We start from the raw sequence: 12,982 nt of genomic DNA, 5'->3' as shown, positions 1-12,982 counted from the left end.
GAGGTCCAGTTCAGTGACCAGCCAGGTCAGTAGCCCAGCGGAGCAGGCCGACGGAGCAGTCGTAGGAGAGCAGCGCAAAGCGGCGGGCGCGAAGGATGTCCGTCGCCTCGACCGGGTGATCATCAGGTTCGCGGGGGACTCGGGTGACGGTATGCAGCTCACCGGTGACCGTTTCACCTCGGAGACCGCGTCGTTCGGCAACGACCTGTCGACGCTGCCGAACTTCCCGGCCGAGATCAGGGCGCCCGCCGGGACCCTGCCGGGTGTGTCGTCCTTCCAGTTGCACTTCGCCGACCACGACATCCTCACGCCCGGTGACGCGCCGAACGTGCTGGTGGCGATGAACCCGGCGGCGCTGAAGGCGAACATCGGCGATCTGCCGCGCGGCGCCGAGGTGATCGTCAACACGGACGAGTTCACCAAGCGGGCGATGCAGAAGGTCGGCTACGGGACGTCCCCGCTGGAGGACGGGTCGCTGGACGGCTACCAGGTGCACCCCGTGCCGCTGACCACGCTCACGGTCGAGGCGCTGAAGGAGTTCGACCTCAGCCGCAAGGAGGCCGAGCGCAGCAAGAACATGTTCGCGCTGGGCCTGCTGAGCTGGATGTACCACCGGCCCACCGAGGGCACGGAGAAGTTCCTGAAGTCGAAGTTCGCGAAGAAGCCCGACATCGCGGCGGCCAACATCGCGGCGTTCCGGGCCGGCTGGAACTTCGGCGAGACGACGGAGGACTTCGCCGTCTCCTACGAGGTCGCCCCGGCGGCCGCGGCGTTCCCGCCGGGTGTCTACCGCAACATCTCGGGCAACCTGGCCCTGTCGTACGGGCTGGTCGCGGCGAGCCGGCAGGCGGATCTGCCGCTGTATCTGGGGTCGTACCCGATCACTCCGGCGTCGGACATCCTGCACGAGCTGAGCAAACACAAGAACTTCGGCGTGCGGACCTTCCAGGCGGAGGACGAGATCGCAGGGATCGGGGCCGCGCTGGGCGCGGCCTTCGGTGGTTCGCTGGCCGTGACCACGACGAGCGGCCCGGGTGTGGCGCTGAAGTCGGAGACGATCGGTCTCGCGGTCTCGCTGGAGCTGCCGCTGCTGGTCGTGGACATCCAGCGCGGTGGCCCTTCGACGGGTCTGCCCACCAAGACCGAGCAGGCGGACCTGCTGCAGGCGATGTACGGGCGCAACGGAGAGGCGCCGGTGCCGGTGGTCGCGCCGCGCACCCCGGCGGACTGCTTCGACGCCGCGCTGGAGGCGGCGCGGATCGCGCTGACGTACCGCACGCCGGTGTTCCTGCTGTCCGACGGCTACCTGGCCAACGGCTCCGAGCCGTGGCGGATCCCGGACATCGAGGAGCTGCCGGACCTGCGGGTGCAGTTCGCGCAGGGGCCGAACCACACGCTGGACGACGGCTCCGAGGTGTTCTGGCCGTACAAGCGGGACCCGCAGACGCTGGCTCGCCCGTGGGCGATCCCGGGCACGCCGGGCCTGGAGCACCGGATCGGCGGCATCGAGAAGCAGGACGGCTCGGGCAACATCTCCTACGACCCGGCCAACCACGACTTCATGGTGCGCACCCGGCAGGCGAAGATCGACGGCATCGACGTCCCGGACGTCGAGGTCGACGACCCTTCCCCGAGCTCTCAACTTGGTTCGAGCAGGGGCGGCCCCGACGAGGCCAAAACGCTGGTCCTGGGATGGGGCTCGACGTACGGGCCGATCACGGCGGCGGTACGGCGGCTGCGCAGGGCCGGGGAGTCCGTCGCGCAGGCCCATCTGCGCCACCTCAACCCCTTCCCGCGGAATCTGGGTTCCGTTCTGGAGCGTTACGACAAGGTGGTGATCCCCGAGATGAACCTCGGGCAGCTCGCCACGCTCATCCGGGCGAAGTACCTGGTCGACGCCCACTCGTACACCCAGGTCAACGGCATGCCGTTCAAGGCGGAGCAGCTCGCCGCGGCTCTGAAGGAGGCCATCGATGGCTGAGACGTCCACGCACGGCACGGGCACCGTCGAGTCGCTCTCCCTCGTCCCCAAGGCCGAGGGCAGGCAGTCGATGAAGGACTTCAAGTCCGATCAGGAAGTGCGCTGGTGCCCCGGCTGCGGCGACTACGCCATCCTCGCCGCGGTGCAGGGTTTCATGCCCGAACTGGGGCTGGCGAAGGAGAACATCGTCTTCGTCTCGGGCATCGGCTGCTCCTCCCGCTTCCCGTACTACATGAACACGTACGGGATGCACTCCATCCACGGCCGCGCCCCCGCCATCGCCACGGGGCTCGCCAGCTCCCGCCGGGATCTGTCGGTGTGGGTCGTCACCGGTGACGGCGACGCGCTGTCCATCGGCGGCAACCACCTGATCCACGCGCTGCGGCGCAACGTCAACCTCAAGATCCTGCTGTTCAACAACCGGATCTACGGTCTGACCAAGGGCCAGTACTCGCCGACCTCCGAGGTCGGGAAGATCACGAAGTCGACGCCGATGGGCTCGCTGGACGCGCCGTTCAACCCGGTGTCTCTGGCGATCGGCGCGGAGGCGTCGTTCGTGGCGCGCACGGTCGACTCCGACCGCAAGCACCTCACCGAGGTGCTGCGCCAGGCCTCCGCGCACCAGGGCACGGCGCTGATCGAGATCTACCAGAACTGCAACATCTTCAACGACGGCGCCTTCGACGCCCTCAAGGACAAGCAGCAGGCCGAGGACGCCGTGATCCGCCTGGAGCACGGCAAGCCGATCCGCTTCGGCGCGGACCAGGCCAAGGGCGTCGTGCGGGACCCGCTGACCGGTGACCTGAAGGTGGTCGCGGTGACGCCGGACAACGAGGACCAGGTGCTCGTCCACGACGCGCACTCCCCGTCCCCGACCACGGCGTTCGCGCTGTCGCGCCTCGCCGACCCGGACACGCTGCACCACACGCCGATCGGGGTCCTGCGCTCCGTCGAGCGGCCCGTCTACGACACGCAGATGGCCGACCAGCTGGACACCGCGATCGAGCAGCACGGCAAGGGCGACCTGGGCGCGCTGCTGACGGGCGGCGACACCTGGACGGTCGTGGGCTGACCTTGCCGGCCACCCGACGGGGCCCGGGACGCTAGGAAGCGGCCCGGGTCTCGTCGTATGTCCGCCGGGCCTTCTCCACGTCGTCCATGCGGTCGTGCGTCCACTGCGACAGGGCCCGCACCTGCTCGGCGGCCTCGCGGCCCAGGCCGGTGAGGGAGTAGTCGACGCGCGGCGGGATGACGGGTTTGGCATCGCGGTGGACGAGTCCGTCCCGCTCCAGGGTCTGGAGGGTCTGCGTGAGCATCTTCTCGCTGACGCCCCGGCCGCCGTAGGCGCCGATCGCCCGGCGCAGCTCGCTGAACCGGTACGGGCGGTCCAGGAGCTCGATCAGGACGAGCACGCCCCAGCGGCTGGTCACGTGCTCCAGGACCAGCCGGTACGGGCACAGGGCTTCGTTATCACTTACCGCCATGCCAGTACCTTACTTCAAAGTGGGTACTTTCCAAGAGTTAGCGCATCTCCTAGGGTTAGTGCCAACGCACCCCACAAGGAGAGTCCTCACCATGAGCATCGTCGTCACCGGAGCCACCGGACACCTCGGCCGCCACGTCGTGGAGCAGCTGCTGGAGAAGGTCCCCGCCGAGCAGATCACCGCGGTCGTGCGCAATGCGGAGAAGGCCGCCGACTTCGCGGACCGCGGTGTGAAGATCGCCCTCGCCGACTACAACACCCCCGCCTCCTTCGACGGCCTGTTCTCCGCCGGTGACAAGGTGCTCCTCGTCTCCGGCAACGAGTTCGACAAGGGCCGCGTGCACCAGCACAAGGTCGTCATCGACGCCGCCGCGGCGGCCGGTGTCGCCCTGCTCGCCTACACCAGCGCCCCCGGCTCCCTGACCGCCGCGCTGGCCGACGACCACCGCGGCACCGAGGAGATCCTGCTGGGCTCCGGCGTGCCCTACGCACTGCTGCGCAACGGCTGGTACCACGAGAACTACACCGAGAACCTCGCCCCGGTGCTGGAGCACAACGCGGTCGTCGCCGCCGCGGGTGAGGGCAAGGTCTCCTCCGCCTCGCGTGCCGACTACGCCGCTGCCGCCGTCGCCGTGCTGACCGGCGAGGGGCACGAGAACAAGACGTACGAGCTGGGCGGCGACACCCCCTGGAGCTTCGCCGAGTACGCGGCCGAACTGAGCCGGCAGACCGGCAAGGACATCACCTACAACGCCGTCTCCCCCGAAGCGCTCGCCGGCATCCTGACCGGCGCGGGTCTGCCCGAGCCGCTCGCGCAGATACTCGCGGGCGTCGACGCCTCCATCGAGAAGGGCGAACTGGTCGTCTCCACCGGCGACCTGTCCCGCCTGGCCGGCCGCCCGACCACCCCGCTCGCCGACGCCATCGCAGCGGCCCTCAAGGGCTGACCCCCGCTTCACCGCGCCACCCCGGACTGTCATGACCGTATGCCGATACGGGCATGACAGCCGGGGGCGCCCGGCGTTACCGTCGTGAACGCGGACGCACGCCAGGCGCGAAGGAGGGGCACGTGACCGGCAAGCCGAGGGGTGAGCGGCACATAGGACTGCTGAACGGCTTCGCGGCCTACGGGATGTGGGGGCTGGTCCCCCTGTTCTGGCCCCTGCTGAAGCCGGCCGGCGCGATGGAGATCCTGGCCCACCGGATGGTGTGGTCGCTGGTCTTCGTGGGCGCCGCCCTGCTCGTGCTGCGCCGCTGGGCCTGGGCCGGTGAGCTGCTGCGGCAGCCGCGCAAGCTGGCGCTGATCACGGTCGCCGCGGCGGTCATCACCGTCAACTGGGGCCTGTACATCTGGTCCGTGAACTCCGGGCACGTCGTCGAGGCCTCGCTCGGGTACTTCATCAACCCGCTGGTCACCATCGCGATGGGCGTGCTGCTGCTGAAGGAGCGGCTGCGGCCGGTGCAGTGGGCGGCGGTCGGGACCGGCGGCGTCGCGGTGGTCGTGCTGACCATCGGCTACGGGCAGCCGCCGTGGATCTCGCTCTGCCTGGCGTTCTCCTTCGCCACGTACGGGCTGGTGAAGAAGAAGGTGGGCCTCGGCGGCATCGAGTCGCTGGCCGCGGAGACGGCGATCCAGTTCCTGCCCGCGCTCGGCTTCCTGGTGTGGCTCTCCGCGCGGGGCGGCTCCACCTTCGCGGCCGAGGGCGCGGGGCACGCGGCGCTGCTCGCCTCGGCCGGCATCGTCACCGCGCTCCCCCTGGTCTGCTTCGGCGCCGCCGCCATCCGCGTGCCCCTGTCCACCATCGGCCTGCTGCAGTACCTGACGCCGGTCTTCCAGTTCCTGCTCGGCGTCCTCTACTTCCACGAGGAGATGCCGCCGGAGCGCTGGGCCGGATTCGCGCTGGTGTGGCTGGCGTTGACGCTGCTCACCTGGGACGCGTTGCGCACCGCCCGCCGGGCCTCCCGCACGCTCACCAACGAGATCAGCGTGCCCAGCACGACCAGGACGACCGGCACGGTCAGTGCCGCGCGGAACGCCGAGAGCGTGGCCTCCGGTCCGGACCCGGTGGACGCCAGGCCGTAGACCGCCGTCACCGCCGAGATGCCGATCGCGGAGCCGAACTGGGTGGCCGTGGTCAGCAGCCCGCCGGCCAGGCCCTGCTCCGACTCGGCCACGCCGTCCGTCGCGGCGATGGTCAGCGGCCCGTAGGCCAGGGCGAACGCGAGACCGCTCAGGAGCAGGGTCGGGAACATCATGGCGTAGGACCAGTCCATGCCGACCGGCAGGAACAACGCGTAGGAGGCCACGGCCAGCAGGAAGCCTCCGGCGATCACCCGGGCGTTGCCGAAGCGGGTGACCAGTCTGGGCGTGAGCGTCGGCGCGAGGACGGCGTCGATGCCCATGACGACCAGGGCCAGCGCGGTCTGGAGGGACGACCAGCCGCGCAGTTCCTGCAGGTAGAGCGTGACGACGAACTGGAAGCCGAAGAAGGCGCCGAGGAAGAGCAGCGCCCCCAGGTCGGCGCGCACGACCGGACCCTTGCGCAGCAGGCCGAGCCGGACGAGCGGGTCGGGGCAGCGGCGCTCGACCGCGACGAAGGCGGCGGCCACCAGCACGGCCGCGAGGCCCGAGGCCAGGGTGACCGGCCACTGGTGCAGGCCGTGCTCCAGACGTACGACGGTGTAGGCGGCCAGCAGCATGGCGGCGGCGGCGGTGATCGCACCGGGCAGGTCGAAGGTGCGCCGGCGCTTCGCAGGGGCGTCGCGCCGGGGGATCAGGCGTGCGGCGGCGACGAGCAGGGCGGCGGCCAGCAGCACGGGTGCGAAGAACACCCAGCGCCAGCCGATCTCGGTGAGCAGACCGCCGATCACCAGGCCCAGCGAGAAGCCGGCCGCGCCCGTCCCGGCGAAGACCAGCAGAGCCTTGTTGCGCTGCGGGCCCTCCTCGTACGAGGTGGTGATCAGGGAGAGCGCTGCCGGGGTCATGAAGGCGGCGGCGACGCCCGTGACGAACCGGGCGACGATCAGCGTCCAGCCGCCCGTCGCGAAGCCGCCGAGCCCCGAGAAGGCAAGAAAGACGGTCAGCCAGAGCAGGAACATCCGCCGCCGCCCGAGCAGGTCGGCGGCCCGGCCGCCCAGCAGCGTGAACCCCGCGTAGCCGAGCACGTAGGCGCTCATCACCCAGGCCGCGGTGCCGGTGGTCAGTCCGAGATCGGCACGGACGGCCGGGATCGCCACCGCCATCATCGCGACGTCGGCGCCTTCGAGGAAGATCGTTCCGCACAGAACGAGCAGTAGCGCCCAGGCACGGGTGCCCATGAGTCAACACTCCTCCGGTAAGGGGCGGTTACGCAAGTGAGGGTCGGTTCCCTCTTGTAACCACGCCCCACCCTGCGGCAGCATCGATGGACATGGAAGAAGGCACTTCTAAGTCACCGAGTAACTGCGCGAGCACCGTGGACCACGGTGACGCCGACCCCTTCCAGTGGGACACCCGCGAGGACTGCCAGGTCCGGCAGATCCTCGACCGGATCGCCGACAAGTGGTCGCTGCTGGTCATCGCGCTGCTGGAGAACCGGCGGCTGCGCTTCACGGAGCTGCGCCGGGAGATCGACGGGGTCAGCCAGCGGATGCTGACGGTGACCCTGCGCTCGCTGGAGCGGGACGGCCTGGTGAAGCGGACGGTGCACCCGGTGGTGCCGCCGCGCGTCGAGTACGAACTGACCTCGCTCGGCAGGACGCTGCACACCACGATCCAGTCCCTGGTGACCTGGACGGAGGAGCACCAGGAGGAGATCGCGCAGGCCCGGACCGCCTACGACACCCGTGCGACCGAGGCTGCGGCGGCTACGACTTCGTAGGGGCGTGGCGGGCGCGGTGCGCCCGGACCTTCTCGCGGTTCCCGCAGTGCTCCATCGCGCACCAGCGGCGGCGGCCCGGCCGGGAGGTGTCGACGAACAGCAGATGGCAGTTGTGGGCGCCGCACTCGCGGATCCGGTCGGCACAGGGCCCGGTGAACAGGTCGATCGCGTCGCGGGCGACGGTCGCGAGCAGGTGGGTGCCGGTGGCGCCCGGGGCCCAGGACCGGGTGCCGTCGGGCTCGATGCGGGAGACCAGCGGCGGCGCGGCCGCGGCGGCGTTGACCACGTCCAGGTGGGGGGCGTGCAGGGGGCGGCCGTGGGCGCGGTCGGCCGCGAGGAGGAGCACGGCGTCGCGCAGGGTGCGCGCCCGCTCCAGCTCCCCGGCGGAGACGGTGAGGTCCAGCCCGTCCGGCAGCCGGCTGAGCCCGGCCCAGGTGACCAGGTCGGACGGTTCGTGCAGCGCTTCCCAGCGGGCGAAGACTCCGGGCCCGCCCGTCGTCGTCAGCTCCAGGCACAGGGCGCCGGGGTCGAAGCGGTAGGGCTTGCCCTCGCCCGAGACCAGTGTCAGGCCAGGCGTGCGATCCGGCGTTTCCCTCGCGCGTCCACTCACCTAACCAGTATAAGTGGTTACATGACGCAGACACCCGCATCACCGGCTCCCGTGCACTGGAAACTCGTCATCGACGCGAACGACCCACACGCCCAGGCCGACTTCTGGGCCGCCGCCCTGCGCTACGAAGCCGAGGACAACAGCGCCCTCATCGGGAAGCTGCTCGGCTTCGGCGCCCTGCCTCAGGAGGCCACGGTCGACTTCCACGGCCGCCGCGCCTTCCGGGACCTGATCGCCGTACGGCACCCCGAGGACCCCTTCGACGAGGAGAGCGGGACCGGGCTGGGGCGTCGGCTGCTGTTCCAGCGGGTGCCGGAGGCGAAGACGGTCAAGAACCGGCTGCACCTCGATCTGCACCCGGGCGAGGGGCGGCGCGAGGAGGAGGTCGCCCGGCTGGAGGGGCTCGGGGCGAGCGCGCTGCGACGGGTGAAGGAGCAGGGCGGCGAGTGGGTCGTGATGGCGGACCCGGAGGGGAACGAGTTCTGCGTCCAGTGACGGGGGCTCCGGAGTCCTTCACTCCGTAACCCCCTGGCCAAATAAGTATCTTGACGGAGAGTCAGTACCAGCTTCACCATCCAGGCACCCCATTCACTGTGGGCGGCCCGTGGACATCCCACGGGCTTCCCCACGGAATCCGGAGCCCCCACATGAAGCTCTCCGTTTCCGCGCGTGCCGTCGCCGCGGGCGGCATGGCAACCGCCATGCTCCTGACCGGCGGTGCCGTGGCCGACGCCGCGTCCTCCGCTCCCTCCAGAGCGGCCGCCGCGCCGGACATACCCGTGGCGAACGTCAAGGCCCACCTGTCCCAGCTGCAGTCCATAGCCACCGCCAACGGCGGCAACCGGGCGCACGGCCGGGCCGGCTACAAGGCCTCGCTCGACTACGTGAAGGCCAAGCTGGACGCGGCCGGATACACCACCACGATCCAGCAGTTCACCGCCTCCGGCCGCACCGGCTACAACCTGATCGCCGACTGGCCGGGCGGCGACGCGAACCAGGTCGTGATGGCCGGCTCGCACCTCGACAGCGTCTCCTCCGGGGCCGGCATCAACGACAACGGCTCCGGCTCGGCCGCCGTCCTGGAGGCCGCGCTCGCCGTGTCCCGGGCGCAGTACAAGCCCACCAAGCACCTGCGGTTCGCCTGGTGGGGCGCGGAGGAACTCGGCCTGGTCGGCTCCCGCTACTACGTCAACCGGCTGACCACCGGCGACCGTTCGCGGATCAGCGCCTACCTGAACTTCGACATGATCGGCTCCCCGAACCCCGGCTACTTCGTCTACGACGACGACCCGGCGATCGAGAAGACCTTCAAGGACTACTTCGGCGGCATCGGCGTCCCGACCGAGATCGAGACCGAGGGCGACGGCCGCTCCGACCACGCGCCCTTCAAGAGCGCCGGTGTGCCGGTGGGCGGTCTGTTCACCGGGGCGAGCCGGACGATGACGGCGGCGCAGGCGGCCAAGTGGGGCGGTACGGCCGGGCGGGCCTTCGACCGCTGCTACCACTCCTCCTGCGACACCACCGCCAACATCAACGACACCGCCCTGAACCGCAACAGCGACGCCCTCGCGCACGCGGTGTGGGAGCTGTCGGACTAGCCCCCCGGCGCGGCGCCTACTGGTTGCGGGCGCGTTCGGTGAGGCGGCCCATGCGGGCGCGGGCCGACTCCAGCTGCTCGACCTCCTCGGCGGCCGGGCCGTCCTCGGCGGCGAGCTCCGTCCACAGACCGATCAGGTCGCGTCCCAGTTCCAGCCCGAGCGCCGGGTCGCGCACCGCGCGCCAGGCGGTGGCCGCGCTCTCCACGTTGCCGTAGGCGGCCTCCGGGTCTCCGGCCCGGCGGCGGGCAGCGGCCAGGCCGAGCGACAGCCGGAAGGCGCGGAGCGGGTCGCCCGCCAAGTAGGCGATGTACGCCGTGAGTTCACCCAGCCGGAGCACCTCGGGGTGCTCCGGCCCGAGCGTCGCGGACGCCTGCACGACGGTCTGCTCCGCCAGCCCGGACGCCGCTTCGATCCTGCCCTCCTTCACTGCCTCGTTGATCCGCGCCATCGGCTCCGCGAGCAGCGCGGGGGCGGCGGGATCGCCCGGGGCGGTGAGGGGTTCGTCCCCGAGCACGGCCTCCGCGACGGCGTCGAAACCGCGCGGGGGCGTGGGCTTGGGGTCGGGGTCGGCGGCGATCAGGGCGTCCTCGGGGACCGGCGCGGGTCGCGGAGCCGGCTGGGCCTCGGGAACCGGGAGCGGCCTCGCGTCCATGGGCGGGGGCGGGCCGAACTCGCCGGTGGGCGGGGCGACGGTGCCGGGCGGCATCGCCGCACCCGAAACCGGCGGCATGTCCTCCGGCGCGGGCACGACGGTGCCGGGCGGCATCGCCGCACCCGAAACCGGCGGCATGTCCTCCGGCGCGGGCACGACGGTGCCGGGCGGCATCGCCACACCCGAAACCGGCGGCATGTCCTCCGCCGCGGGCACGACGGTGCCGGGCGGCATCGCCACACCCGAAACCGGCGGCATGTCCTCCGCCGCAGGCACGACGGTGCCGGGCGGCATCGCCACACCCGAAACCGGCGGCGCGTCCTCCGGCGCGGGCTCGGCCTGCTCCGGCACGGCGCGCAGCTCGAACGTCGGTACGGGTCCCTCGGCCGGCTGCGGTTCTGGCACGGCCCGCAGCGGAAACGTCGGGGCCACGCCGCGGCCGGACTCCGGCGCGGGACGCAGCACGTGCGTGGCGCTGTCGCTGCGCGGGTGCTGCGGCTCGGGCGGGGCCGGGGCCTCGCTCCGGGCGTGCTGCGGCACCGGTGGCGTGCGGGTGGCGTCGCCTCGGGCGTGCTGCCGCTCCGGCGGGTCCGTGGCGACCGGCTCGGCCGTGAAGTGGCTGGAGCCGTCCGGATCGACCTGGAGCGGGACGACGTAGCCGATGCGCTCGTCACGGATCGTGGCGAGGACGGGGCGCCCGGTGGCGAGGGCGATGTGGTGGAGGCGGTTCAGGACGGCCCGCTGGATCTCCTCGCCGGGAGCCGCGAAGACCGGGACGCCACCGACCAAGGCGCCGTCGGACACCCCGCCGGTGCCCCCTCCCACGTCCGTGCCGGGGCCGGGGACATGGACGTCGATCGGCGCCGCCGGGGTCGCCGCGTGTGCGGCCTGCTTCTGTTCCCGCTTCTTCTCGCGGCTGAGTCGCGACATCGTCCCCTCACTGGGCGTCGTACACCTGCTGTCGAGTGTGGCCGCTCGCCCCCGTTTCTCACGTCACCACGGTGTCACAGGCTCGTCCCAAGGGACGCCGGCCCCGGCACGGTCGTTACCGAGGGCGTGAAGACCGCCCGTACGAGGGAGGAGAGGGGCATGCACACAGGCATGCGACAGGGGCCGGAGATCTGGCTGCGCGGCCCGGTGACCACCCCGGAGCCGGGGCCGCCGGAGCCCGCGCACGCCCATGCCGCGGCGCGGCGTTTCTCCTGGGTCGGCCTGCACGGCGGCGCGGGCGTCTCCACGCTCGCCGCCATCTACGGCGGCCATGACAGCGGACGGTCCTGGCCCGGGCCCGGCGATCCCTCGTCGGTACTGCTGGTCGCGCGGACGCACGCGGCCGGGCTGGACACGGCCGCCGGGGCGGTGGAGATCTTCCGGCGGGGCCAGGCTCCGCCGGGGCTCGACCTGGACGCGATCGTCCTCGTGGCGGACGCCCCGGGCCGGCTGCCGCGTCCGCTCGCCCAGCGGGTCAGATCGCTGGAGTCGGTCATCGACGTGTACCGCGTGCCGTGGGTGCCGTCCTGGCGCCTCGGCGACCTGGGGCGTCCGCCGCGCGAGACGGAGGCCCTGGCCCGGCTGACGGGAGCCGCACGCTGACCGCCCTGCCGCCGACGGCCGTCCCCCTGTCGGCCGGGGAGATCGCGGCGGGGGTACGGGCCCGGGAGCTGCGCGCGGCGGATGTCGTCGCGGCGGCCCTGGAGCGGATCGAGCGGACCGATCCGCAGCTGTGCGCGTTCGCCGAGGTGTGGCGCGACGAGGCGTTGCGGCGGGCGCGGGAGGTGGACGCGCGGCTCGACCGGCGGGGCCCGGACGTCTTCCTGCCGCTGGCCGGCGTGCCGGTCGCCGTGAAGGGACGGCACGGGCTGCGCGCGGCGGGTCCGCTGCTCGCGGCGGGTTGCGTGCCCGTGGGGGCGACCTCCGTGCCCGGGCCGGGGACGCCCTGGCAGACGTGGGGGCTCGGGGCCCACGGCCGGACCGTCAATCCGTGGCGGGCCGACCGTACGCCGGGCGGCTCGTCGGCCGGGGCCGCGGCGGCCGTGGCGGCCGGGCTGGTGCCGCTGGCGACGGGCGGCGACGGGGCCGGGTCGGTGCGCATCCCGGCGGCGTGGTGCGGGGTGGTCGGCCTGAAGACGACGAGCGGACGGCTGCCGTCCGGCGACCGTACGGGACTTGCGGTTCCCGGGGTGCTCGCCCGCTCGGCGTCGGACGCCGGGCTGTGGTGGACGGTGGTGTCCGGGGAGCGGGCACCGGCCGGGGCGGCCCTCCCCGTCCCGGCCGTCTGGTCCCCCGACCTGGGCTTCGCCGACCCCGACCCGGAGCCCGTCGCGCTCGCCCGGGCCGCGGTGGAGCGGCTCGTGGCGGCAGGGGTCGTACGGCTGGTGCGGCCGCGGGTGCCGTTGCGGCTGGCGGATCCCGGCCCGGCCTGGCTGGCCCTGCGCACCCCCGGTTCCGACCTGGCCGGGGCCGAGCGGGTCCGGGCGGAGAACGGGCGGCGGCTGGCCGGGCTGTTCGCCGATGCCGAGCTGCTGCTGACCCCGACGGCACCCACCGCCCCGCACGGTCACGAGGGGCCCGGGGACGTCTACTCCACGTCTCTCACCTGGGGGTTCAACCTGAGCGGTCACCCCGCGCTCAGCCTGCCCGCGGGCTTCGGCGGCGACGGCTGCCCGGCGGGTCTCCAGCTGGTGGCGCAGCCGGGGCGGGAGGCGCTGCTGCTGGCGGTGGCGCGGGAGGCGTGACGGGCACCCCTGGCGGATTTACTTGCGTACGCATATGATGCACACGCATGCTATCGCCGTACG

Annotated in this window: 12 protein-coding genes and 1 pseudogene; 9 read left to right on the top strand and 4 right to left on the bottom strand. The window is 72.3% G+C overall.

Annotation, left to right across the window (positions count from 1 at the left end):
- Nucleotides 1-13: 13 nt before the first annotated feature.
- Together A4E84_RS23930 and A4E84_RS23925 are read left to right on the top strand one after the other, a co-directional pair.
- Nucleotides 14-1,981, top strand: a complete 1,968-nt coding sequence (locus tag A4E84_RS23930; protein ID WP_062928549.1) for a 2-oxoacid:acceptor oxidoreductase subunit alpha — start codon at nt 14-16, stop codon at nt 1,979-1,981.
- Nucleotides 1,974-3,053, top strand: coding sequence for a 2-oxoacid:ferredoxin oxidoreductase subunit beta (locus A4E84_RS23925; protein ID WP_062928548.1), 1,080 nt, complete (start codon nt 1,974-1,976; stop codon nt 3,051-3,053). Before A4E84_RS23930 ends, A4E84_RS23925 begins: the two co-directional genes overlap by 8 nt.
- 31 nt (nt 3,054-3,084) lie before the next feature.
- Here the strand turns inward: A4E84_RS23925 and A4E84_RS23920 are convergent, their stop codons facing one another.
- On the bottom strand, nt 3,085-3,465 hold the full coding sequence (locus tag A4E84_RS23920; protein ID WP_062928547.1) for a winged helix-turn-helix transcriptional regulator: 381 nt from the start codon (nt 3,463-3,465) through the stop codon (nt 3,085-3,087).
- A gap of 91 nt (nt 3,466-3,556) precedes the next feature.
- Between A4E84_RS23920 and A4E84_RS23915 the strand changes: the two genes are divergently transcribed.
- Together A4E84_RS23915 and rarD are read left to right on the top strand one after the other, a co-directional pair.
- Nucleotides 3,557-4,411: an NAD(P)H-binding protein gene (locus tag A4E84_RS23915; protein WP_062928546.1), complete on the top strand. Its 855-nt coding sequence runs from the start codon at nt 3,557-3,559 to the stop codon at nt 4,409-4,411.
- Between the two features lie 122 nt (nt 4,412-4,533).
- Nucleotides 4,534-5,547, top strand: a complete 1,014-nt coding sequence (gene rarD, locus A4E84_RS41140) for an EamA family transporter RarD (RefSeq protein ID WP_079129093.1) — start codon at nt 4,534-4,536, stop codon at nt 5,545-5,547.
- Nucleotides 5,548-5,627: 80 nt separating this feature from the next.
- Here the strand turns inward: rarD and A4E84_RS23900 are convergent.
- A pseudogene (locus A4E84_RS23900) lies at nt 5,628-6,707 on the bottom strand (MFS transporter); the annotation flags it as partial.
- 167 nt (nt 6,708-6,874) lie between these two features.
- Here A4E84_RS23900 and A4E84_RS23895 point away from each other — a divergent pair.
- Entirely contained in the window at nt 6,875-7,324 is a 450-nt protein-coding gene (locus A4E84_RS23895; protein WP_062931580.1) for a winged helix-turn-helix transcriptional regulator, read from the top strand.
- Here A4E84_RS23895 and A4E84_RS23890 read toward each other — a convergent pair.
- Entirely contained in the window at nt 7,311-7,934 is a 624-nt protein-coding gene (locus A4E84_RS23890) for a CGNR zinc finger domain-containing protein (RefSeq protein ID WP_237304990.1), read from the bottom strand. The genes A4E84_RS23895 and A4E84_RS23890 overlap by 14 nt on opposite strands.
- Nucleotides 7,935-7,955: 21 nt before the next feature.
- Here A4E84_RS23890 and A4E84_RS23885 point away from each other — a divergent pair, with 21 nt between their 5' ends.
- Both A4E84_RS23885 and A4E84_RS23880 read left to right on the top strand, forming a co-directional pair.
- On the top strand, nt 7,956-8,429 hold the full coding sequence (locus A4E84_RS23885) for a VOC family protein (protein ID WP_062928542.1): 474 nt from the start codon (nt 7,956-7,958) through the stop codon (nt 8,427-8,429).
- A 152-nt stretch (nt 8,430-8,581) separates the two neighbouring features.
- On the top strand, nt 8,582-9,532 hold the full coding sequence (locus tag A4E84_RS23880) for a M28 family metallopeptidase (protein WP_062928541.1): 951 nt from the start codon (nt 8,582-8,584) through the stop codon (nt 9,530-9,532).
- 16 nt (nt 9,533-9,548) lie between these two features.
- On the opposite strand, the gene A4E84_RS23875 is transcribed toward A4E84_RS23880, so the two are convergent.
- Entirely contained in the window at nt 9,549-11,114 is a 1,566-nt protein-coding gene (locus A4E84_RS23875; protein ID WP_062928540.1) for a hypothetical protein, read from the bottom strand.
- A 159-nt stretch (nt 11,115-11,273) separates the two neighbouring features.
- On the opposite strand from A4E84_RS23875, the gene A4E84_RS23870 reads away from it, so the two are divergent.
- On the top strand, nt 11,274-11,777 hold the full coding sequence (locus A4E84_RS23870) for a DUF6668 family protein (protein WP_062928539.1): 504 nt from the start codon (nt 11,274-11,276) through the stop codon (nt 11,775-11,777).
- A complete protein-coding gene (locus A4E84_RS23865; RefSeq protein ID WP_418082263.1) occupies nt 11,774-12,919 on the top strand; it encodes an amidase in 1,146 nt (381 codons plus the stop codon). Before A4E84_RS23870 ends, A4E84_RS23865 begins: the two co-directional genes overlap by 4 nt.
- Nucleotides 12,920-12,982: the final 63 nt, after the last annotated feature.

It is taken from the genome of Streptomyces qaidamensis, from assembly GCF_001611795.1.
Classification (GTDB): domain Bacteria; phylum Actinomycetota; class Actinomycetes; order Streptomycetales; family Streptomycetaceae; genus Streptomyces; species Streptomyces qaidamensis.
This window is presented reverse-complemented; position numbering and strand designations above follow the sequence as displayed.

Bases quoted from the DNA above. Each gene is read 5' to 3' on its own strand.
- A4E84_RS23925 (WP_062928548.1), top strand. From the start codon at position 1,974: ATGGCTGAGACGTCCACGCACGGCACGGGCACCGTCGAGTCGCTCTCC.
- A4E84_RS23920 (WP_062928547.1), bottom strand. From the start codon at position 3,465: ATGGCGGTAAGTGATAACGAAGCCCTGTGCCCGTACCGGCTGGTCCTG.
- A4E84_RS23915 (WP_062928546.1), top strand. From the start codon at position 3,557: ATGAGCATCGTCGTCACCGGAGCCACCGGACACCTCGGCCGCCACGTC.
- A4E84_RS23895 (WP_062931580.1), top strand. From the start codon at position 6,875: ATGGAAGAAGGCACTTCTAAGTCACCGAGTAACTGCGCGAGCACCGTG.
- A4E84_RS23885 (WP_062928542.1), top strand. From the start codon at position 7,956: ATGACGCAGACACCCGCATCACCGGCTCCCGTGCACTGGAAACTCGTC.
- A4E84_RS23880 (WP_062928541.1), top strand. From the start codon at position 8,582: ATGAAGCTCTCCGTTTCCGCGCGTGCCGTCGCCGCGGGCGGCATGGCA.
- A4E84_RS23875 (WP_062928540.1), bottom strand. From the start codon at position 11,114: ATGTCGCGACTCAGCCGCGAGAAGAAGCGGGAACAGAAGCAGGCCGCA.
- A4E84_RS23870 (WP_062928539.1), top strand. From the start codon at position 11,274: ATGCACACAGGCATGCGACAGGGGCCGGAGATCTGGCTGCGCGGCCCG.